Raw genomic sequence first — 22425 nt, 5'->3', positions numbered from 1 at the left:
CGTACGGGTGCGGGCCGGGGAGCCCGGGATCGTGGCGATCACCGTCCCGGACGGCACCGCCGGAAGGACCGTAGGGCCGCGCCCCCAGGCGTACGGGTGAACGCCAACGCCCCCACACGTAGGGGCCGCTCGCTCAACCGGCGTACGGGAAGGCGAGGTTCACCGCCCATCTCAGGTGCGGCGGCCCTCAGGGGCGCTGTAGGGGGCCAGCGGACCGCCGTGCCAGGTCGCGAAGATCAGATGGGTCTGCAGCCGTGCGACCTCGGGCCGGGAGGTGAACTCGTCGAGTACCAGCCGCTGGAGGTCCTGCGTACTGCCGCAGGCGACATGGACGACGAAGTCGTCGGCGCCCGCCACGTGGTGCACGGACAGGGTCTCCGGCAGCGCCAGCACGTGGGTGACGAACGGGTCGACCAGGGGACGGGCGTGCGGCTGGACGCGCGCGGCCAGCAGCGCCTGGATGGGCCGGCCCACGGCCTCGGGCGGTACCTGGGCCGTGTACCCCGCGATCACACCGAGCCTGCGCAGCCTGGTCAGCCGGTCCACACACGTGGAGGGCGCGATGCCGACGGCGGCGGCGAGTTCCTTGTTGGCCATCCGGCCGTCCGTCTGGAGATGGCGGAGAATCGCCGTGTCCACCGAATCCAGGCGCATGTTTTCGTCCCTCATCCGTTCATCATGCGGCCGGGCGTCCACGGCGGCGAAGCGGCTGCGAGCGTCAGGGGCATGACGACGACCGAAGCGACGACCGCGGGAGGGGCGGGTGCCGCGCGCCCCGCGCCCGGACACATGACCACCTCCGGGAGGCCGGACGCAGCCTCGCCCGGTGCGTTCCGTACGCGTGCGGTGCACGCGGGCCGCGAGGACCTGGTGGACCTCGGCGTGCACGCGGTACCCATCGATCTGTCCACCACCTATCCGTCCCGGGACAGCCGCGGCGAGGCCGAGCGGCTGGACGTGCTCGGCACCGGCGCCGCCGTGCCGGGGGCGCCGGTGTACGCGCGGATCGGCAATCCGACCGTGGCCCGCTTCGAGGCCGCGCTCGCCGATCTGGAGGGGTGCGCGGCCGGTGTGGCCTTCGCCAGCGGGATGGCGGCACTCACGGCGTGCCTGCTCACGGCGGTGGCCGAGGGCCGCCCGCATGTGGTGGCGGTCCGGCCGCTGTACGGGACCAGTGACCACCTGCTGGGCTCGGCACTGCTCGGCACCCGCGTCACCTGGGCGGCGCCGCACGATGTGGCCGCCGCGATCCGGCCGGACACCGGCCTGGTCGTCGTGGAGACTCCGGCCAACCCCACGCTCGCCGAGAGCGGGCTCGACGCCCTCGCGCGGGCCTGCGGCGACGTGCCGCTGCTGGCCGACAACACGTTCGCCACACCGGTCCTGCAGCGGCCCGCCGAGCACGGCGCGCGTCTCGTACTGCACAGCGCGACGAAGTTCCTGGGCGGGCACGGCGACGTCCTGGCGGGCGTGGTCGCCTGCGACGAGGAGTACGCCCGCCGGCTGCGGCAGGTCCGGTTCGCGACCGGCGCCACCCTGCATCCGCTGTCCGGCTATCTGCTGCTGCGCGGACTCGCCACGCTGCCGCTGCGCATCGCCGCGGCGTCGGCGACCGCCGCGGAACTGGCGGACCGGCTGGCGGGCCACCCCGGTGTCACGCGGGTGCACTACCCCGGACGCGCGGCCGGGCGCCCCTCGGGACAGATGACGGGCGGTGGGGCGGTCCTCTCGTTCGAGACGGCGGGCGATCCGCACGGGCTGATCGGGGCGGTCCGGCTGATCACCCCCGCCGTGAGCCTCGGAAGCGTGGACACCCTGATCCAGCACCCCGCGTCACTGAGCCATCACATCGTCGATCCGGCCGACCGCGCGGCGGGCGGCATCGGGGACGGGCTGCTGCGCATGTCGGTGGGGCTGGAGGACGTGGAGGATCTGTGGGCCGACCTCGACGGGGCGCTGCGCGCGGCGGGGTGAATGGGAGGAGGCGTCCCGGCCCTGCCACGGCGGGGCGCGCCGGGAGACCAGGTCCGGGCCGGGAGCAGGAACAGGTCCGGGCCGGCGAGGGTGACGAACGCGGGAACGGGGCCGGGAACGGACGCCGTCCGGCCCGTTCCCGGATACCCGCCGCCGAATCTCGTTCCTTGTCTTCTTTTCCCGTCCGTTGCGGGGGCGGGTTTCCCCCATGACGGACGAGATCCCCCGCTCACGATTCGTCGACCGGGCATATCGGGTTAAAGTTGACGAAACTCTCTCGCGTGGCGGGAGGAGCCAGCGTGGACTCAGACGAGGGCAGCGACCTTCACGGGGGATTCCGGCTCGATGCCGTCGCCGCAGCCGTACTGGACCAGGAGGGCACGATCGTGTCCTGGTCGACGGAGGCGGCCCGGCTTCTCGGGTGTGACGCCTCCGAAGCAGTGGGCCTCCCCCTGTGGAAGCTGCTGTCTCCGGGGCCGGAGTGCCGTGCCCTGGCACTGTCGGACACCGGCGGTGTGGGACGCGGGACGTCGGCCGGTGGGGAAGTCGCCTTCGGTGTGCTGCCCCTGCCGCCCGACGGGCAGCGGATCATGCTGGCGGCGCGCTCGGAGACCGCCACCGAATGGGCCCAGGGCATCTCGTTCTTCCGGGCGCTGCTCGGGCAGGACCGCATCGGCGTGGCGATCCACGACGGCGCCCAGCGGCGGCTGCGCGCCAACGCCGCCCCCACCATGTCCGCCGTGAACACCCCGCCCGGGGAGCACTGGGACGCGCGGCTGTACGGCCCCGATGCCCGGGTCCTGCGGGACCTGATTGCGAACGTCATGCGGACCGGGACCCCCGTCCTCGGCAAGGTGCAGGCCATGCGCCTCGCCGAGGCGCCGAACCGCCCGCCCCAGGTCGCGTCCGTGTCGGCCTTCCGGCTCGACGACGGGGACGGCGCACCGGACGGAGTCGCGGTGCTGAGCTACGACGCCACCCAGGAGGTCCGGGACCGGCGGCACTTGGCGCTGCAGCAGAAGGCGGCGGCACGCATCGGCCCGTCCCTCGACATCCAGAGCACGGCCCAGGACCTGGCCGACGTCCTGGTACCGGATCTCGGCAGCTGCGTGACGGTCGACCTCGCGGAAGGGGTGCTCGCGGGCGACAACCCGCCGCAGATACTCGGCTGGGGGGCCCCGCGCCTGACGCGGGTCGCGGTGGCCACGGAAGACGAGGAGTGGCCGCCCCAGCTGCTCGGCCCCGGCGGCGCGTACCCGTTGCTGCCCGACAGCCCCCAGCTGCGGATGCTGCAGAAGGGCCGGACCCTCACCATGACCCGCGACGAAGTGGTGAGCGCTCTGAACGACGCCGAGCTGGCGGCTCTGTTCGTACCGGAGCACGCCCACTGGGTGGCGGTGACACCCCTACTGGCGCGCGGGTTCGGGCTCGGCACCGTCTCGGTGTGGCGCACGGCCGAGTCGGAGCCGCTGGAGGACGACGAACTGGTCCTGCTGACCGAGATCTCCTCGCGTGCCGCCCTCAGCATCGACAACGCACGGCGCTACACGCGCGAGCACCGGGCGGCGGTCTCGCTCCAGGAGCGGCTGCTGCCGCGTGCGGCGGCCGACATCGCGGCCGTCGAGGCGGAGGGGATCTACCGGCCCGCCACGGGCGGCGCGGACATCAGCGGCGACTGGTTCGACGTCGTCACCCTGCCGTCCCTGCGGGCCGCGCTGGTGATCGGCGACGTGATCGGACACGGCCTGCCCGCGACGGCCACCATGGGCAGACTGCGCACGGCGATCCTCACACTCGCCGACCTCGAACTCGACCCGGCCGAGGTCCTCACCCGCCTCGACGACCTCATCCAGCGCCTCGCCGCCGAGACACCGGCCGAGCAGAAGGACGCCGTGGGGGCCACCTGCCTGTACGCGGTCTACGACCCGGTCGCGGGGCGCTGCACCCTCGCGAACGCGGGCCAGCCGCCGCCCGTGCTGGTCACGCCCGACGGCAGGGCGACCTTCGTGGAATCGCCGCCGGGGCCGCCTCTCGGTGTGGGCGGCGTGCCGTACCAGTCGGTGACGGTGGAGCCCGAACCCGGCAGCGTCCTCGCACTGTTCACCGACGGCCTGCTCGGCCTCACGGACTTCGACGCCGATGTGGGTCTGGAGCGGGTGCGGGACGGGCTCGCGTCCTCGTGGTCGCCCGATGCCGGACTGCGTGACTTCGGCGACGGCCTCCTCGAAACCCTCGGCGACCAGCAGCCGCGGGACGACATCGCGCTGCTGATGGCGCGCACCCGGGTCGTCCCCCCTTCGGACACCGCCAGTTGGCAGCTTCCCGCCGACCCGGAGGCGGTCGCCCAGGCACGGAAACTGGCCGACGAACAGCTGGACGAATGGGGGTTGGAGCAGTTCAGTCTCACGACGGAGCTGATCGTGAGCGAGTTGGTGACGAACGCGGTCCGGTACGCGGGCGGTCCTGTCGGGCTGCGTCTGATCCGCTCGTCCGTCCTCATCTGCGAGGTGTCCGATCCCAGCAACACGCAACCGCGCCTGGTGCGCGCCGGCGACACCGACGAGGGCGGCCGCGGACTCTACATCGTGGCGCAGTGCGCCCAGCGGTGGGGCAGCAGGTACGGCCGCAAGGGCAAGACCATCTGGACCGAACAGGGCCTGGACGACGGACCGGTGGGCTTCTTCGACGTCTGAGCCCGCACGGTGCGTCCACGGCCCGGCACGGGTCGCCCGCCGACGGACGCGTCGCGATACCACCGGCCGTCCCCTTGACACCCCGGCCTCCATGACGGAAGTCGGCCCGGGATAGACAACGTTGTCAGCCGAGGATGCGCCGATCGTGGACCGGGATCACCGTGAAGGCCCGCTGAACAGGCGCACGTTCCTCGCCGGGACCGGAGCGGGCGCACTCGTCGCCCTCGGTACCGGCGGGACGGCGCGGGCGGCGGACGCATCGCCCGTGTCTGCCACCGTCGCGGGCAGAGCTACCTCCGCGGCGGGCACCGCACGCAGGGCCACCGCGCCCGTCGACCTCGTCAACCCGCTCACCGGGGCGCTGACGACGTCCCCCGACACAGCCTGCGGCAAGACGTTCCCCGGTGCGGACACCCCTTTCGGTATGGTCCAGTTGAGTCCCGACACCGTCAGCGGCGGCGACAACGGCAGCGGTTACTCCGCCGACATGACGACGATCGAGGGGTTCAGCTTCCTGCACCTCGGCGGCATCGGATGCTACGGGGACCTCGGCAACCTCCAGGTGATGCCCCAGACCGGGGACCTGGTCACCGACCGGGTCGCGGCGAACAGCCCGTACCGCAAGGAGACGGAGGTGGCGCGCGCCGGGTACTACGCGGTCGACCTGGACCGCTACCGGATAGGGGCCGAGATGACGGCCGCCCGGCGGGCCGGCATGCTGCGTTTCACCTTCCAGGACACGGGCACGGGCCGGGTGAAGGTCGACCTCGCGCGGCGCATCGGTTTTGACGGATCGCATTCGGTGGCGCAGGAGTTGCGGCTCGTCGACCGGTACACCGTCGAGGGCTCGATGAGGGCGGACCGTTCGGGCGGCGGCTGGATCTGCGGCAACGGGCCGACGTACACCGTGTACTTCTCGATGCGCTTCGAGCGGCCGATCGCCTCGCTCGGCACCTGGGACGGCGAGGTGGTCACGCGGGACGCCACCGCGCAGACGAGCGCGAGCGGGAGCGCCGGATTCTTCGTGGAGTTCCCGGTGACGGCGGGCCGGCAGGTGCTGCTGAAAGCGGGGGTGTCGTTCACGAGCACCGAGGGCGCCCGTGCGAACCTCCAGGACTCCCTCCCCGGCTGGGACTTCGACCGGGTGGAGGCGGCGGCGCGCGACGCGTGGGCGGACGCCGTGGGGAAGGTCGCGGTCAAGGGCGGCACGGACACGCAGCGGGAGATCTTCTACTCCGCTCTCTACCACACCATGATCGACCCGCGGATCTCCAGTGACGCGGACGGCGCCTCGCGCTTCGGCGAAGGGCCCGTCCGGCACGATCCGTTCACCCAGCGCACGGTCTTCAGCGGCTGGGACGTCTTCCGCGGCGAGTTCCCGCTGCTGACGATCATCGACGAGCAGACGGTGAGCGACCAGATCAACACGCTGCTGGCGCTGACGGATTCGGGCGCGGTGAAGGGACTGGCCCGCTGGGAGCTGCTGGGCACGGACACGGACACCATGGTCGGCGACCCGGCGGTACGTGAAGGGCGTGCGCGGCTTCGACGCGGACACGGCGTACGCGTACTGCCGTGACGTGGCGCTGGGCCCCGCCGACAAGTCCAACCGCAACGACTTCCAGAACTGGACGACGCTCGGCTACTGCGTCGACACCAGCCTGTCCAAGACGCTGGAGAACAGCTACTCGGACTACGCGCTGGCGCGGTTCGCCGAGGCGAGCGGCCGGCACGCGGACACCGAGCGCCTCGACGGCACGTCCCGGAACTACCGCAACGTCTTCAAAAAGGACGTCGGTTGGTTCCGCGGGCGCAACGCGGACGGCTCGTGGATGGGCGACCAGGACGGCTGCGTCGAGTCCAACCCCGATCAGCAGGGCTGGTTCGTTCCCCACGACGTACCGGGCCTCGTCGAACTGCTGGGCAGCCGGCAGGCGTTCGCCACCCGGCTCAACGACATGTTCGAACAGACGCCGCCGGACGCGATGATGAAGTGGAACGACAAGTACAACCACTCCAATGAGCCGGTCCACCAGATGGCGTTCATGTTCGTGCACGCGGGCGCGCCGTGGCTGACGCAGAAGTGGTCCCGGTACGTGTGCGAGTACGCGTACGCCACCGGGCCCGCGGGGCTCGCGGGCAACGACGACTGCGGGCAGATGTCGGCGTGGTACGTGCTGGCCGCGGCCGGTTTCTATCCGGTGGCCCCGGCGAGCGGTGTGTACGCGATCGGCAGCCCGCTGTTCGACGAGAGCGTGTTCACCACGAGCCGCGGCACGCGGTTCACCGTCGAGACGGTCCACAACTCGGCGGCGAACCTGTACGTCCGCTCCGCGCGCCTGCACGGGCGCCCGCTGGAGCGCGCCTGGATCACGCACGAGGAGATCGTGTCGGGTGGGAAGCTGACGCTGGTCATGGGGGCGGAACCGAACAAGGAGTGGGGCAGCGACCCGCGCCAGGCGCCGCCGTCGAGCACCCGCCCGGTCCCTCCTGCGCACCCCGGTCACTGCGGCTGACACCGCTGGGGCAAGGGCCTGGCCCATCCGGGGGGCAGGCGCCCCGGAGGCCGGCGCGCACCGGTGCCTGAGGTCGGACACCATCACGCCGGGACCCGGCGGTCAGGCACCGGCGGTTCGGGACACGGTAGTTCGGAGGCCGGCAGTCCGTGGCCGGTCTTGCCCGCCTCGCCCCGTGAGGGTCCTCACCGCTTTCCCAACGGTCCGACGGGCCCGCAGGTTCGGTGATCACCAAAACCGAAGTTCTCATACATGAACTATGTCCAACTCCTTGACTCACGCAGGGGGTTGGACGTGTCATGTCCTCAGCCATTCCGTTCCGCTCCCCGCGCTCGACGCGCACCCGCACGTCCCGCCCCGCCCGTCCATCGTCACGTGAGGACGCATGTCATGACGCATGTCCCGGAGTCGCCGGAGTTGTCGGAGCCGTCGAAGTCGTCGGAGCTGTCGGAGCCGTCGGCCGTGTCGGAGTGCTTCACGTCCCGCCGCCGGTTCCTCGGCACCGGCGCCGCGGTGGCCGCCGCGGCGGTGGCCGGGATCGGGGCCGCGGCACCCGCCGGGGCCGCGGCCAGGACCGCGGCAGGCGGCGCCGGGGCCCCGGCGGACGCCTTCGCCCCACTGCGCGCCGCCTGGTCCGACATCCTCACCGGCGGCGCCGCAGTCGATCCGGCCGATCCGGACTACGCCGCCGCCATCGCGACCGTCGACGCTGCGGCGGACTCGGCCGTCGCGGCCTACGACACCTCGGCCTCCCCCGCGTCCGTCTACACCGACCTGCCGTTCAGCCAGGTGGAGAACGCCAGCGCCACCTACGCGCGGATCCTCGCCACGGCGCTCGCCTGGGCCACCCCGGGTTCCACCTACCACCAGGACCCGGCGGTCGCCTCCCGGCTCGTGGCGGCGCTCCGGCTGATCGGCGACGCCTACTACCACCCCGCGTCGCCCGAAGTGGGCAACTGGTACCACTGGGAGATCGGGGCGCCGCAGCCGCTGCTCAACACCTGCGCCCTGCTCGGCGACGCGCTGCCTGCGGCGGACCTCGCCGGCCACCTCGCGACCGTGGCGCACTTCGTGCCCGATCCGACCCACCAGCAACAGGGCACCGTCCTGACGACCGGCGCCAATCGCGCGGACATGTGCCAGATCACCATCCTGCGCGGCATCCTGGCGCACGACGGGGACCTGATCGCGCTCGGCCGGGACAGGCTCTCGGACATCTTCCCGTACGTCACCTCCTCCGACGGCTTCTACCGCGACGGCGGCTACATCCAGCACGGCACCGTGCCCTACAACGGGCACTACTCGTATGTGCTGCTGGCCGATCTCAGCCAGCTGTCGTTGCTGCTCAAGGACTCGCAGTGGCCCATCACCGACGCCGGTTTCTCGGTGATCCTGGACGCCGTCGACCTGACCTACGCGCCGTTCATGTACGACGGGCTCGTGATGGACGTGGTGCGCGGACGTTTCCTGTCCCGGCAGGGCGAGAGCGACCACGACGCGGGCCACGCCATCACGGAAGCCGTCCTGCGGCTGATCCCGCTGGGCTCCGCCGCCCAGCAGGACCGGTGGAAGTCCCTGGTCAAGGGGTGGATCACCCGCGAGACGTACGCGACGATCACGGCGGGCGCCACACCCGTACGCACGGCGCTCGTGAAGTCCGTCCTGGATGACGCGTCAGTGCACCCGGCGCGGCCGGGTTCCTCGCACGTCCAGCAGCCGTCGATCGAGCGGGCCGTGCACCGCAGGCCCGGCTGGGCCTGGGCGGTCGGCCTCTCCAGCAGTCGGATCGCGCGCCTGGAGGCGATCAACGGCGAGAACCAGCGCGGCTGGCACACCGGCGACGGGGCCACCTACCTCTACGACGGCGACAACGGCCAGTACACCGACGCGTACTGGCCCACCGTCGACTGCACCCGGCTGCCCGGCGTCACGGCGGACACCCTGCCGCTCGCGCCGAGCGCGGGAAACGGCACCCTACCGCCGACGACCTGGTCGGGCGGCGCCGTTCTGGAGGGGTCCTACGGTGCGGTCGGACTCGATCTCGTCCCGTACGGGTCACCGCTGCGGGCCAGGAAGTCCTGGTTCTGCCTGGACGACTGCGTGATCGCGCTCGGCGCCGGTATCACCGGCGGTTCGGGCCATCCGGTCGAGACGACCGTGGAGAACCGGAACCTGCGCGCCGGGACCGCGGCCCGGCTGACCGTGGACGGCCGTGCGCAGCCCTCGGACGACGGCTGGAGCGGCCGGTTCCCGGCGGCCGGCTGGGCGCACCTGGAGGGCGTCGGCGGGTACGTGCTGCCGCGCGGCGGTTCACGCGGCACGGTCCTGCGGGCGCTGCGCGCGGCACGCACGGGCGCGTGGGCGGACGTGGACAACGGGCCGAGCACGGGCGGCACCGCCGAGAAGTTCACCCGTACCTACGCCACCCTCTGGCTGGACCACGGCGTGGACCCGCGCGACGGCCGGTACGTCTATGCGCTGCTGCCCGGCGCGAGCGCCGCGCGGACCGCGACGTGGGCGGCGCTGCCCCCGGTGGCGGTGCTGTCCAACACCGGTGCCCTGCAGGCCGTGCACGCCGCCCGGCTCGGACTGACCGCCGCCAACTTCTTCACGGCGGGCGGCATCGCGGACGTCCGGGTGGACGGGCCCGCTTCGGTGCTGTACCGGCGCGGGCACGGCCACGGTGGCGAGACGCTGACGCTCGCGGTGAGCGATCCGACCTGTGCGGGAACCACGCTGACCGTCATGCTCGACGCGCCGGGCCTGCGCAACGGCACCAGTGCCGACGCGGGGGTGGACGTACGGGCCGGGCACGGCGGCCGGGTGACGGTCACACTGGATCTGACGCAGGGGCTGCCGGGCACCACGCGGACGGTCGTCCTGTCGCGCTGACGGCGCCGGCCGGCCGGTGCCCGCGCACCGGCCGGCGGAGGCCGGCCGGCCGCACCCCCGGCACGGTCGCGGCCGGCCGGCCGGTCAGGGCAGCCTCAGCTCGACGAAGGCGATGGTGTCGCCGTGCAGCACATAGCGGTCGAACTCCACGAACCCGAGGGCGAGCGCGAAGCGCAACCCCGCGGTGTTGGACGCCAGCACCACCGTCTCGATCCCCGTCGCCCCCGCCGCGCGCGCCCGCTCCAGCCCATGGGCGTACAGCCGGCTGCCGAAACCCCGGCGCCGGTGGGCCGGGAGCACGCGGGCGATCACCGTCGCCGTCGCCGTACCACCGGTGGGCGGGCGCACCGTCGTACAGCCCACCAGGACGCCGTCCGCGTAGGCGACGTCCAGCAGGTTGCGGCCGGCCCGCTCACGCACCTCGTCAGGGGAGAGCGGAGCCGTCGGGATGATCTCGTTGTGGACGAACCGCCAGTCGCGCAGCGCTTCGCCCCCGGTGACGTCGGTGATCAGGAGCGTGGACACGGGCACAGCCAAGCGTGCCCTCCCGCACGGCGTCAACGGCGTTCACCCGCGCTGCCCGAGGCCGCCCCCGAGCTGCTCGAAGGCCGTCGGACGGCGCGGCGCCGCCAGGTAGGCCTTGACACGCTCCGCGCACGCGCGCGGTGAGGCACGCGCGGTGTCGCACTCCACATCGTGGATCCCGTGGGCGTGCACGCGCGGGTACTGCGCCGCCGCGAGTCCTGGGGTGCGGTCTGCGCGTGCCGCTTCGCGCCTGAGCAGTTCGGGCAGCGGACAGTAGACCTTGACGAGCACCACGCGGCACGGGTCCAGCAGGTTCACGCAGTCCAGCAGCCGCCAGCGACGGCTCATCGGCACGTCCACCACCAGGTTGTTGCCGGCGGCCGCCATGCCCGCCACGGCCCGGTGGAAGCCCTTCACCGTCCGGTCGATCTCCGCCTGGAGGTCCTCGTCGGCGATGTCGCGGTCGACGCGCAGGGCGTGGAAGGCGTCGACGGGGAAATGGAAGTAGGTGTCGTCGAGGATCGGAAGCAGTTCGGCCGCGATGCTCGACTTGCCCGAACTCGACGTGCCGTTCAGCAGGATCACCATGCCGGGCCCGCCGGTCCCGGGGATCTCCGCCTCGCCGGCCGCGATCTCCGCCTCGCCTTCCGTGGTCACGGCGGGGCTCCCGCCGGCCGCACTCACCGTCGCCCCCGTCGGGCCCGGTCGTGGACGGCGGCGGGCAGGGCACGTGCCCGTGCGGATGTCGTACCCGCCGGGTTCAGCACGGACGCCCGGCCCTGCGCCGCATACACCGGCGGCGGCAGGAGGCGGCCGGCGCCGGTGTGGTCGGGGGTGTCCGCGGTCCCGGGCCCGTGGCCGAGGAGTCGCCCGGAGCGTTTCCTGCCGACGGCGGCGCCGAGCGGGAAGACGCCGGGTCGGGCGGGGCCGGAAGCGGTGCCGAACCCCGGATGGCCGAGGGTCGCGAACGGGAACCGCCGCGCCTTCGGTGTGTCACCGTCCGGCGCGTGGGGGAGGAACGCGTCGCCCCGGGTCACCGCCGGCTCCCCGGTGCTCTTCACCGCCGTCGCCGCCACCGCGCCGGGCAGGCTCCGTACGTACCCGATGATGTCGTCCTCCGTCATGCGCGCCCCGATCCCCTCGCCGTCCTGGCCGTCCTGGCCGTCAACGGCACGCCAGTCTGCCGGAACGGCGCGGAAGGCTCCACCGGGTTCGCACCGCTCGGATCACGCCGGGGCGCCCAGGCCCCGGTCAGCACTCCAGCACGCTGCGCAGACAGGCCTCCAGCACTCGTGCGGACACCTCCGCCACCTCCTCGGGTGTACGGCCGAAGTCCCCTGCCAGGGATTGTGTCGTGAACCCCGACAGGTGCACCGCGACCGCGTCCACCAGCCAGGGCGGCGCCGCGTCCGCCCCGCCCCTGGCGTGCCACAGCCGGGTGGTGACCTCCGCGGCGAACGCGCGGCGACTCTCGCGCCGTTCGGTCGCCGCCCCCAGCAGCTCCGGCGAGAGCGCGGCCTCGGGCTCCAGGGCCGCCAGTTCCCAGTAGACGCGCCCGTTGCGGGCGTTGAGCCGGTGGGTCACCGTCAGTACCTCGACCAGCCAGCCACGCAGGTCGCCGTCCTCGGGCGGTGGCGGCAACTGCTCCGCGTAGCGGTGCACACCGGAGCGGATCGCGGCGGCGAACAAGCCCTCGCGGGTCGCGAAGTGGCGGAAGACCGTACGGCGGCTGACACATGCGACGTCGGCGACGTCGTCCACGGTCGCCGCGAGTCCGCGCCGGGACAGCACCGTGCCGGCCGCGCGCAGGATGCGGGACCTGGCGGCGTCGCGCGCCTCGTCGGCCAACGGGCGTACGGGAGAGGTGCGTTCGACCATGGAGCAATCGTACGAGGGCACTTGCGGCCTGTCACTCAGGAGTGACACGCTGACATCGTCCAGGGACGCCGGTGTCCGGCGTCCCCGTCACGCGTCCCCGGAGCTGCGCATGGGCGTCACGGCCGGCGAGAGGGAAGCCCTCCTGCGGAAGTACCCCGCGGAGCGCGACAAGCCGCTGCGGCCCGACGGCAACGACCAGTATCTGCGGCTCACCGGCCGGCTCGCGCACCACCTCGGGGACCCGTACACCGAGGACCGCGCGCGAGTCCGTCACCGACCGGCCGCGCGGCTGCAGGTGTGGGACCGCAGGAAGTGCAAACGTCCCTGTTTCAACGACGCGTACCTTCAGTCGTTCAACCGGCCGGGCGTGCACTTCGTCGACACCGACGGCAGGGGCGTCGAGCGGATCACCGAGACGTCGGTGGTGGCCGCCGGCCGCGCCCACGAGGTCGACCGCGTCATCCACGCGTCCGGCTTCGAAGTGGGTACGGGCTGCACCCGCAGGGCCCGGGGTCGACGTGACGGGCCGGGACGGGATACGGCTCGGCGACCACTGGGCCGACGGGACGCGCACCTTGCACGGCATCCACGTGCATGGTTTCCCGAACCTGTTCCTGGTCCAGCACAGCCAGGACGCGTACCTGCTCTCCACCATCCCGCACAACCCGAGCGAGCCGGCCCGGGCGGTCACCGCTGTCGTACGGCACCTGCCGGAGGGCGGTCACCGCGAGGTGGAGGCCACCGGGGAAGCTGTGGGGTCCTGTCTCGACCTGCTCACGTCGGGGGCCGGCCGGCGTGGGCGGGCCGCCGACTGCACACCGGGCTACTACAACAGCGAGGGCCGGGACCCCGGCCCCGGGCGGCTCGCGGTGGGCCATCCGGACGGACCTTCGGTGTTCTTCGCCCTTCTGGAACGGTGGCACACGTCCGGCTCGTTCGACGGACTGGAATTCTGCTGAGGACGAGCCGGCCTCCCGGGCCCCGCGGCGGGGGACCGGGAGGCCGGCGGGTCATGACCCCGTACCCCGGCAGGCGGCACGGCAGACACTCTCAACCCCCGTGGAGGCGGCACATGGCTGATTTCGGTGTGGAGGCGGAAGCCGGTGAACTCGGTTTCGACCCGGAGCGACTGGCCCGTATCGACCGGTACTTCCGGCCGTACGTGGACGACGGGCGGCTCCCCGGCTGGCTGATCACGGTCAGTCGCGCCGGGCGGATCGTCCACCTGTCCACGTACGGACTGCGCGACGTGGCGTCCGGCCGTCCGGTGGAATCCGACACGCTGTGGCGCTGGTACTCGATGACCAAGCCCGTGACCTCCATCGCCGCGATGATGCTCTACGAAGAGGGGGCTCTCCAACTCACGGACCCAGTAGAGAAGTTCATCCCGTCCTTCGCCGATCTGCGGGTCTTCACCGGCGGCAGCGACCTCCGGCCGACGACCGAACCGCTCACCCGCCCGATGACGGTGTGGAACCTGCTCACCCACACCTCCGGCCTGACGTACGGCTTCCTGCGGGCGCACCCGGTCGACGCGATCCTGCGCGCCCGCGGCTTCGAGTGGGGTCAGCCGGGAGAGTTCACACTCGCCGACTCGTGCGACGCGTGGGCGGACATACCGCTGCTGTTCCAGCCGGGCGCAGAATGGAACTACTCCGTCGCCACCGATGTGCTGGGCCGGGTCGTCGAAGTCGCCTCCGGGCAGAGCCTCGACACGTTCTTCCGCACCCGTGTCTTCGAACCCCTCAAAATGACCGGGACGGGTTTCCACGTCTCGGAGGAAGGGGCCGACCGGCTCGCCTCGCTCTACGTGCCCGTGCCGGGTGGCGGCATCAGCCCAGCGGGCTCGGGGGGACGGGCGCTCACGACGGCGCCGCGCCACCTGTCCGGCGGCGGCGGGCTCATCGGTCCCGCCGCCGACTACCACCGGCTGATGGAGATGCTGCGTGGGCGCGGGGCCGCCGACGGGGTGCGGCTGCTCGGCTCGCGCACGGTGGATCACATGACCCGCAACCAGTTGCCGGGTGGCGCGGATCTGGAGAGCTTCGGACGGCGGCTGTTCAGCGAGACGCCGTTCGAGGGCACGGGCTTCGGCCTCGGATTCTCGGTGGTCACCGACCCGGTGGCACTGCGGGGCCTGGCGTCGCAGGGTGAGTACGGCTGGGGCGGCGCCGCGAGCACCGCCTTCTGGGTCGACCCGGCCGAGGACATCACGGTGTCCTTCTTCACCCAGTTGCTGCCGTCCAGCACGTACCCGATCCGCTCGTACCTGCGGGGCCTGGTGCGGCAGGCGCTGGTGGACTGACCGGCCCGCCCGGAGCCGGAGCCGGGCCCGACGCCGGGGCGGGGTGCCCGTGGTAGTTTCGTTCGACGTTTCACGAACATCGAACATCGAGCGAAGGCGGCGCACCATGCCGGACACACCCCAGGACCACCGCACCGGCCGCACCGTCGTCGTCACGGGCGCCGGCTCCGGCATCGGCCGCGCCACCGCCCTGGCCTTCGCACGGACCGGCGCCCATGTGCTCGGCGTCGGCAGGCGGCCCGACGCGCTCGACGGGACGGCCGCGCTCCACCCGGGCATCACCCCCTTCCCCGCGGACATCTGCGCGGCGGACGCGCCCGAGCAGATCGTGGCCGCCGCCATCGGGCGATGGGGACGCCTCGACGTCCTCGTCAACAACGCGGGAGCCTTCGCGGCCATGCCGCTCGACACGGTCACGGCCGAGGGCGTCGAGCGGCTGTTCGCCGTGCACGTCACGGCGCCGAGCCTGCTGGCGCGGGCGGCATTGCCGCACCTCGCGGCGGCGGGCGGAGCCATCGTGAACGTGTCGAGCACGTTCGGCCACCGGCCGCTGGCGGGCGCGGGGCACTACGCGGCGGCCAAGGCCGCGATCGAGCAGCTGACCCGCAGCTGGGCCCTCGAACTCGCGCCGCGCGGCGTACGGGTGAACGCCGTCGCACCCGGTCCCACGGAGTCCGGGGCTCTCCTCGCCGCCGGGCTGCCGGACGACGTGGCCGACCAGGTCAAGGCCGACGAGGCGGCCCGCATCCCGCTCGGACGGCGCGGTGAGCCGGACGAGGTCGCCGAGTGGGCCGTACGGCTGGCCGGGAGCGGCGCGGGCGCCTGGCTCACCGGCCAGGTGCTGACGGTCGACGGCGGACTCGAACTCGTCTGACCGGGGCGCCGGGCCGGGCCTGACCCGGACCGGGCCGTGTGGGCACCAGCGGCGTGGCGCTTCACCACCGGGGCCCCACCGTGCGGGGCCTGAGCCGGACCGGGCTGGGGCGCGCTCGCCACCGGCAGGGCCGGGCCTGGACCTGACGTCGGCGTCAACGCCTACCGTCGGCCCGGTCCCAGTCCCCCCGGTCCGTAAGGAGCCGCTCCATGACCGCACAGCAGCACGCCGTCACGTCCCCGCCCGCGTCCGTCGTCCACCCCGCCTCCTCCCCCGGCGACGAGGCAGACGTCCGCGCGGCCGACAGGCTGTTCTTCGCCTCGCTCGTGCGGGCCGACGGCGCCGGGCTCGCGCGGTTGCTGGACGACCGCTTCGTCCTCGTCGACGTCCTGGGCGGCTCCGCGATCCCGAAGCCGGACCTGCTGGAGGCCGTCACCTCGGGCCTGCTCGGGTTCGACACGGTCACGGCCGACGAGGGCGAGCCGTCCGTACGGCTGTTCGGCTCCACGGCGCTCGTCGTGGGCCACACCCGGATGACGGGACGTTTCCGCGGCGGATCATGGACGGCCGACAGCCGCTACACGCACGTCTTCGTCCACCCTGCTGACGCAGGGCCCTGGCGGCTCGTGGGCGCGCAGGGAACGAGGACCGGCGCACTCGGCGGCTGACGCCTGCCGGCGGTGCCACGCGATCACCGGGGCGATCCCGTGGCACGGCCGGATCACCGCCCGCCGGGCATCGTCCTCATCCGCGCGATCTCGGCGCTCTGAGAGGCGACGATCGACGCGGCCAGTTCCCTGGCCGGGCCGTACATGCCGCTGCTGCGCTCGGTACGGGCCATGGTGACGGCGCCCTGGTGGTGACTGATCATCATCCGCAGGAACGCGGAGTCGAACGCCGCGCCCCTCAGCCCACGCAGCGCGGTCATGTCCTCGCCGCTCATCATGCCGGGCATGGCCGCGGCCCTGCCGTGCCGCTGCGGCACGGACGACGCCGAGGGTGTCGCCGCCATGCCGGCCATCCCGTCGTCCCCGCTGCCTTCGACCGCCGGAGCGGCCGCACCCCACGCGGTGAGCCAGCCGGCCATGGCGGTGATCTCGGGTCTCTGGGCCTGGGCGACGTGTGCGGCCAGTGTCCGTACCGCCGTGGATCCGGCCCGCCCGGGGGCGAGCGCCGCCATGGCGACGGCCTGCCGGTGGTGCGGGATCATCGCCCGGGCGAACGCGGCGTCCTGGGCGTTGTGCGCGCCAGGGCTCGCGGAGGCCGAGGGAGCGCCGTCCAGCGGGACACCGCTGTTGCCGCCCGCAGCCGGGGCACCGGTACCGGCGCAGGCGGTGAGGGCGAGCGCGGCGAGCACGAAGGCGGTGGCCACCGCGGCGGGGCGGATGCGAGGGCGTGTGGTCACGGTGGTGCGACTCCTTGTGCGGAAAAGTGAGATGCGGGCACGAGGTGTCCCGGTAGCGGCCGCCGTGGACGGAGCGGCGGCGACGGACGGAGGTCTCCCTGCGCAGGAGCAGCGGTTCGCCGGGCGGGCCCGGCGTGGCTCGTCCGGGGGTGTGTTCGTGCCCGGGGCGGCGCTGAACGGGGCCGGGCACGAGAGCCGCGGCAAGGAACGGCGTTGCCTGGCCGGGCGCGATGCCGGCGGCCAGGCACCGGGTGATGGCGTGGCCGCCGCTCCCGGAGGCCCCGCCGCCGCGGGGCCGGGTCCTGGGAGGTGCCTCGGGCCGCCACGCCTCGCCGCGCGCTCGTGCGCTGCCGTCACGTGAGTCCGGCGGTGCACCGCGTACGAGGCGGTCCTGGGCGCCGGGCCGCCGGACGGCCGGTACGCAGGGCGGAGAACGCCGGTGCGGCCGCACATGTGCTGGGCGGTCCCGGTCAGCTCGTACGCGCGCCGGGCGGTTCCGGCCCGGCCGTAGGCGTCTCCAGCGCCCCGGACGGGTCCTGCGGGTCGCTGACGCTGCCGGACGAGACCGGGTCGAGGGCGTCGACGGGCGCGGTCGGTGAGGTGCGGGCGGCCGTACAGGACAGGCACCCCGGTGAGCGGGACCAGGATCAGGACCGCACGTGTCACGGCGGGCCGGGGCAGGGGCGGACTGCTCGTGGACGTGCGCGACATGCGCGACATCGTAGGGGGCGCGCCGGGGGCGATCGTGGGCGCGCGAATGTCCGGCGAGCGCCGGTCCCGGCAGCCCGAGGGGCATCCGGTACCGGGCCGGTCGGCCGCGCGCCCGACCCTGTCAGTCGACGGTGCTCAGCCGCACCGTGCCGTCCGCGTCGACGCTCCAGCCGGGGTTGTACGCGATCTCCCAGACGACGCCGTTCGGGTCGGCGACATGGGCGTGAAAACCGCCGAACGCCGCCTCCTGCGGCTCCTTGAGCACCAGGGCGCCGGCCGCGGCGGCACGCGCCGCAACGGCGCGTACGGCGTCGGCGCTGTCGACGTTGTGCGCGAGCGTGACCCCGGAGACGGGCTGCTCGCCGGTGCCGAGATCGTCCGCGAACTTCGCCGCGTCGAAGAAGCCGAGCACCGAGCCGAACCCGACCTGGAAGAAGACGATCTCGCCCGGCACGTCGAGAAGCGGCGTCCAGCCGAGCCCGTCGCGGTAGAAGCGGCGGGCCGCGTCGAGATCGCGGGTGGAGAGGGTGAGGAAATCCGTGCGCTGGTCCATGGCGCCGAGTCTGCCGTCTGCCCGCGCGTCACGTCATGAACGAAACGGACGTCGCGCGCCGCGCGCCGCGAGGCCGGAGCGCACGGGCCCCGGCCGGAGCGCACAAGGCGACCGGGCATGATGGCGCACCGGTTTCGGCGTACGAAAGGGAGTCCGACGTGAGTGGCGGCATCGAAGAGCCGAAGGTGGCGGACCGTCCGGGGACGGCGCTCGTGACGGGCGCGTCGTCCGGAATAGGTTTCGCGTACGCGGAGCGGCTGGCCGCGCTGGGTCACGACCTGGTGCTCGTCGCACGGCGCGAGCACCGGCTCGCCCTCCAGGCCGGGCGGCTGCGCGCGGAACACGGCATACGGGTGGAGGAGCTTCCCGCGGACCTCTCCGATGCCGGCGCGCTCGCGCGGGTGAGTGAACGGGCGGGACGCGACGATGTGGATCTGGTGGTCAACAGCGCGGCCATCAACGGGTACGGGCCGTTCGCCGAGGGGGATCCCGCACTGCTCGCCAAGGTCGTCGCGCTCAATGTGACGGCCCTGACCGCGCTGAGCCGGGCCGCACTGCCCGGCATGCTGGAGCGCGGGCGGGGCGCCCTGGTGAACGTGGCATCCCTGCTGGCGTTCTCGGGGAGTCTGCCGCCCTCGCCCGGAGGTCTCCCGCAGCGCGCCGTGTACGGCGGGACGAAGGGGTTCGTCGTCACCTTCACCCGGCTGCTCGCGGCGGAGCTCGCGGACACGCCGCTGCGCGTGCAGTTGCTGTGCCCCGGGCTGACAGCGACCGAGTTCCATCTCACGCGGGGCGAGGAGCCGGTGTCCGGGGACACACCGCGCGTCCACGCCATCGGCGGGATGCCGGTGGGGGACGTCGTGGCGGCGTCGCTCGCCGCGCTGCGGACCGACGAGAGTGTCTGTGTGCCGGGCCTGGACGACCCGGCGGCGCTCGACCGCCTGGTTTCGGCGGAGTGGGGCATCCGGCGGGCGGCCGGCGCGGCGCTCGCCCCGCGCTACCGCGACGAAGCCTGAACGGACCGGTGTACGCGGGGACCGGCCGTCACCGGCTCCCGCGGGGGCCGGTGGCCACCGGTTCTCCCGGGCCCGGGCCGCCGGTGGCCCGGGCCCTTGCGGGACGTGCCGGGTGGGATCGGGAGAACGCCCTCCGGACTCCCGCCCGCGACGGGGCGCCGGCGGGGTGCTGCAGGCGTGGGAAGGCGCCGCGTCGCGCCGCGTGGGCCGGCTGCGATCCACCCCGAGCACGGGGACGTCCCCGGAGGTCGTCCGGTCGCTCGCCGGCGCGGGTCACCCGGCCACCGGCTCGTGACATCCCCGCGTATGACGCGCCCCCGGCCGGGCGGACACGGCTGTCGTCAGGGTCCTCGGTGTCTTCCGCTCGTACGCTCAAGCGGCATTCGCAGAGACGCGCGACGCACTCCGGGTCCACCCCCGGTGATCTTTAACCCGCTCCGATGCGTCCCTTAAGCGCGCCCTAAGAACCTCAAACCCTGCCCGTTACGGGAGTTTTGACGCGATCCACCAGGCTAGCGTCTGCCTCGTGAGCACCCCCCCACACCTCACACTTCCCCACACTCCCCGCTACGCAGAGGCAGACACGCGATGGGCATCACCACACACCGCCGCAGGACGACCGGCAGGACCAAGGCGATCGGAGCCGTGGTCGCGGCGGGTGTCATCGGCGCCGCGGGCTTCGCGATCGCCGGCACCGCACAGGCCGCCTCGACGGGCGCCACGTACACCAAAACAGCGTCCTGGGACGGCGGTTACACCGGCCAGTACGTCATCACCAACTCCACGGACAAGGCCGTGTCGGGCTGGACCCTGGAGTTCGACCTGCCCGCCGGCACCACGGTCAGCTCACTGTGGAACGGCACCCGCACCATCAGTGGGCAGCACGTCACGGTCAAGCCCGAGAGCTGGAACAAGGATCTGGCGCCCGGCGCGTCCGTCACGGTCGGCTTCGTGACCTCCTCGGCCGGCAAGCCCGCCGACCCGACATCATGTCTGATCAACTCCACCAAGTGCTCGGTGGACGACGGCGCGACCCCGGAGCCCAGCGGGCGCCCCACCCAGCAGCCCACCGGCGTTCCCACCACGAGCCCCACCACCGGCTCCTCCCCGTCGGCCTCGGCCACGGCGCCGTCGGACCCGGCGTCCACGCCCCCGCCCGCGAGCGGCGGCACGGACGCCGCGGGCGGCGCCTTCTCGCCGTACGTGGACACCTCGCTCTACCCCGCCTACGACCTGCTCGACACCGCGACCAGGACCGGAGTGACCACGTTCAACCTGGCCTTCGTCACGTCGGCCGGCGGGTGCGTACCCAAGTGGGGCGGTGTCAGCGACATCAACGACGACGGGGTGGCCGGCCAGCTCGACGCACTGCGCGCGAAGGGCGGTGACGTGCGGGTCTCGTTCGGCGGCGCCTCCGGCACCGAACTGGCGGGCGCCTGCTCGTCGGTGTCCGATCTCGCCACGGCGTACGGGAAGGTGATCGACCAGTACAAGCTGACGAAGGTCGACTTCGACGTGGAGGGCGCCGCGCTGCCCGACACCGCGGCCAACACGCGGCGCGCGCAGGCCGTCGCACAGCTGCAGAAGTCGCACCCGGGCCTGGACGTGTCGTTCACCCTGCCGGTGATGCCGGAAGGACTGACACAGCCCGGCGTGGACCTCGTCGCGAACGCGAAGCAGAACGGGGTCAAGGTCGGCGCGGTCAATGTGATGGCGATGGACTACGGCTCCTCGTACAGCGGCGACATGGGGCAGTACGCGATCCAGGCGGCCACCGCCACGCAGGCACAGATCAAGGGCGTGCTCGGGCTCTCCGACACGGCCGCCTGGGAGGCCGTCGCCGTCACACCGATGATCGGTGTCAACGATGTGAGCAGCGAGAAGTTCACCGTGGCCGACGCGAAGGACCTGGCGGACTTCGCGAAGTCGAAGAATCTCGCCTGGCTGTCCATGTGGTCGGCCGCCCGGGACAAGCAGTGCGCGGGCGGTGCGCAGGGTTACGCCGACCCGACCTGCAGCTCGCTGACGCAGCAGCCGCTGGACTTCACGAAGGCGTTCAGCGCCGACCAGTGAACCGCGCCGGCCGGCCCCGCCGGACGCACCGCCCGTACCGGCGATGCGTCCGGCGGGCCACGCACGCTCCGTCCGCGCGTACGCCCGCCGGTACGGCCCCCTCACGGCCCACCGGCGGCCTCCGCGTAGGGTGAAGCACGCGGTACGGCACGCGGAGAGGCAGGTCACAGGCATGACGGCAGTCAGGGCAACGGCCACGGCACTGGTGGTGCAGCACGGCCCGAACGGCGGCCCCGGGCGGTGGACCGACTGGCTCGCGGAGGGCGGTCTCGGCCTCGACGTGGTCGCGGCGTACGACGGCGCTCCGCTTCCCGCGTCCCTGGATCACCGGGCACTGATCGTGCTCGGCGGCGCCTATCTGCCGGACGACGACACCCGCGCGCCGTGGCTGGCGCCGACGCGGACGCTGGTACGCGAGGCCCTGGAGCGGGACGTGCCGGTGTTCGGCATCTGCCTGGGCGGCCAGATGCTGGCCCAGGTCGCGGGCGGCACGGTGCGCGGCGCGTACGGGGAGCCGGAGTTCGGCAGCACTCCCCTCACGCTGCGCGCGGAGGCGGCGGACGACCCGCTGTTCGCGGGGCTGCCCGAACACCCGACCGCGATCGAGAACCATGTCGACCGGATCACCCGGCTCCCCCCGGGCGCGCGGTGGTTGGCGCGCAGCGAGCACTGTCCGTACCAGGCGTTCCGGCTCGGCTCGCGCGCCTGGGGCGTCCAGTTCCATCCGGAGGCGGCGGCCGACCGGATCCGGCACTGGAGCGAGGAGCGGCTCGGCCGCCACGGTGCCGACCGCGCGCGCCTGCACCGGGCCGCTCTGCGCGACGAGGCGGCGTCCGCCGCCGTGTGGCGACAGGTCGCCCGGCGCTTCGCGGAGGTCGCGGCCACCGCCTGAAGAAGGCCGGCGCCCAAGGGGCGGCACCGCATCGGCCGGCCGGGCACGGCGACAGGCCCGGGGCCGCGACCGGTCCCGCCCGACGCTGTGCCGCGGCGCGTGCGGACTTGCTAGGCTT

General features: G+C 73.2%; 17 protein-coding genes and 1 pseudogene. 11 read left to right on the top strand and 7 right to left on the bottom strand.

Translation table 11 applies throughout. The features are described from left to right. Positions 1-171: 171 nt before the first annotated feature. On the bottom strand, positions 172-669 hold the full coding sequence (locus tag OG310_RS32775; RefSeq protein ID WP_329459469.1) for an Lrp/AsnC family transcriptional regulator: 498 nt from the start codon (positions 667-669) through the stop codon (positions 172-174). Between the two features lie 120 nt (positions 670-789). Between OG310_RS32775 and OG310_RS32770 the strand changes: the two genes are divergently transcribed. From OG310_RS32770 to OG310_RS32755, 4 genes and pseudogenes are all read left to right on the top strand, one after another. Then, complete coding sequence (locus OG310_RS32770) at positions 790-1974, top strand: trans-sulfuration enzyme family protein (protein WP_329460492.1); 1185 nt, start codon at positions 790-792, stop codon at positions 1972-1974. Positions 1975-2273: 299 nt separating this feature from the next. Continuing rightward, positions 2274-4667, top strand: coding sequence for an ATP-binding SpoIIE family protein phosphatase (locus OG310_RS32765; protein ID WP_329459468.1), 2394 nt, complete (start codon positions 2274-2276; stop codon positions 4665-4667). 145 nt (positions 4668-4812) lie between these two features. Further along, positions 4813-7183 (top strand): annotated as a pseudogene (locus OG310_RS32760) (GH92 family glycosyl hydrolase). Positions 7184-7573: 390 nt separating this feature from the next. Continuing rightward, positions 7574-10075: a polysaccharide lyase 8 family protein gene (locus tag OG310_RS32755; protein WP_329459467.1), complete on the top strand. Its 2502-nt coding sequence runs from the start codon at positions 7574-7576 to the stop codon at positions 10073-10075. A gap of 84 nt (positions 10076-10159) precedes the next feature. Here the strand turns inward: OG310_RS32755 and OG310_RS32750 are convergent, their stop codons facing one another. The 4 genes from OG310_RS32750 to OG310_RS32735 form a co-directional block, all read right to left on the bottom strand. Then, on the bottom strand, positions 10160-10600 hold the full coding sequence (locus OG310_RS32750) for a GNAT family N-acetyltransferase (protein ID WP_329459466.1): 441 nt from the start codon (positions 10598-10600) through the stop codon (positions 10160-10162). A 42-nt stretch (positions 10601-10642) separates the two neighbouring features. Continuing rightward, positions 10643-11257 (bottom strand): chloramphenicol phosphotransferase CPT family protein, encoded by a 615-nt coding sequence (locus tag OG310_RS32745; protein ID WP_329459465.1) that lies wholly within the window; start codon positions 11255-11257, stop codon positions 10643-10645. A gap of 23 nt (positions 11258-11280) precedes the next feature. Further along, the gene (locus tag OG310_RS32740) at positions 11281-11724 is read right to left on the bottom strand and encodes a DUF6194 family protein (protein WP_329459464.1); all 444 of its coding nucleotides are present in this window, start codon (positions 11722-11724) and stop codon (positions 11281-11283) included. A gap of 127 nt (positions 11725-11851) precedes the next feature. After that, a complete protein-coding gene (locus tag OG310_RS32735; protein ID WP_329459463.1) occupies positions 11852-12478 on the bottom strand; it encodes a TetR/AcrR family transcriptional regulator in 627 nt (208 codons plus the stop codon). 518 nt (positions 12479-12996) lie between these two features. On the opposite strand from OG310_RS32735, the gene OG310_RS32730 reads away from it, so the two are divergent. The 4 genes from OG310_RS32730 to OG310_RS32715 all read left to right on the top strand — a co-directional run bounded on the left by OG310_RS32730 (position 12997) and on the right by OG310_RS32715 (position 16325). Next, entirely contained in the window at positions 12997-13437 is a 441-nt protein-coding gene (locus OG310_RS32730; RefSeq protein ID WP_329459462.1) for a hypothetical protein, read from the top strand. Between the two features lie 113 nt (positions 13438-13550). Then, complete coding sequence (locus tag OG310_RS32725) at positions 13551-14783, top strand: serine hydrolase domain-containing protein (protein ID WP_329459461.1); 1233 nt, start codon at positions 13551-13553, stop codon at positions 14781-14783. Positions 14784-14889: 106 nt separating this feature from the next. Continuing rightward, on the top strand, positions 14890-15657 hold the full coding sequence (locus OG310_RS32720) for an SDR family NAD(P)-dependent oxidoreductase (RefSeq protein ID WP_329459460.1): 768 nt from the start codon (positions 14890-14892) through the stop codon (positions 15655-15657). A 209-nt stretch (positions 15658-15866) separates the two neighbouring features. Beyond that, positions 15867-16325 carry a nuclear transport factor 2 family protein gene (locus OG310_RS32715; protein WP_329459459.1) on the top strand — a complete coding sequence of 153 codons (459 nt, stop codon included), beginning with the start codon at positions 15867-15869 and terminating at the stop codon, positions 16323-16325. Positions 16326-16378: 53 nt separating this feature from the next. On the opposite strand, the gene OG310_RS32710 is transcribed toward OG310_RS32715, so the two are convergent. After that, positions 16379-17062 (bottom strand): DUF305 domain-containing protein, encoded by a 684-nt coding sequence (locus OG310_RS32710; protein WP_329459458.1) that lies wholly within the window; start codon positions 17060-17062, stop codon positions 16379-16381. An 832-nt stretch (positions 17063-17894) separates the two neighbouring features. Next, entirely contained in the window at positions 17895-18326 is a 432-nt protein-coding gene (locus OG310_RS32705; protein WP_329459457.1) for a VOC family protein, read from the bottom strand. 158 nt (positions 18327-18484) lie between these two features. On the opposite strand from OG310_RS32705, the gene OG310_RS32700 reads away from it, so the two are divergent. The 3 genes from OG310_RS32700 to OG310_RS32690 all read left to right on the top strand — a co-directional run bounded on the left by OG310_RS32700 (position 18485) and on the right by OG310_RS32690 (position 22307). Continuing rightward, positions 18485-19342 (top strand): SDR family NAD(P)-dependent oxidoreductase, encoded by an 858-nt coding sequence (locus OG310_RS32700; protein ID WP_329459456.1) that lies wholly within the window; start codon positions 18485-18487, stop codon positions 19340-19342. Positions 19343-19930: 588 nt separating this feature from the next. Beyond that, the gene (locus OG310_RS32695; protein WP_329459455.1) at positions 19931-21415 is read left to right on the top strand and encodes a cellulose binding domain-containing protein; all 1485 of its coding nucleotides are present in this window, start codon (positions 19931-19933) and stop codon (positions 21413-21415) included. Between the two features lie 172 nt (positions 21416-21587). Next, positions 21588-22307 carry a type 1 glutamine amidotransferase gene (locus OG310_RS32690; protein WP_329459454.1) on the top strand — a complete coding sequence of 240 codons (720 nt, stop codon included), beginning with the start codon at positions 21588-21590 and terminating at the stop codon, positions 22305-22307. Positions 22308-22425: the final 118 nt, after the last annotated feature.

Origin of the sequence: Streptomyces sp. NBC_01497 (genome assembly GCF_036250695.1) — a bacterium.
Taxonomy (GTDB): domain Bacteria; phylum Actinomycetota; class Actinomycetes; order Streptomycetales; family Streptomycetaceae; genus Streptomyces.
This window is presented reverse-complemented; position numbering and strand designations above follow the sequence as displayed.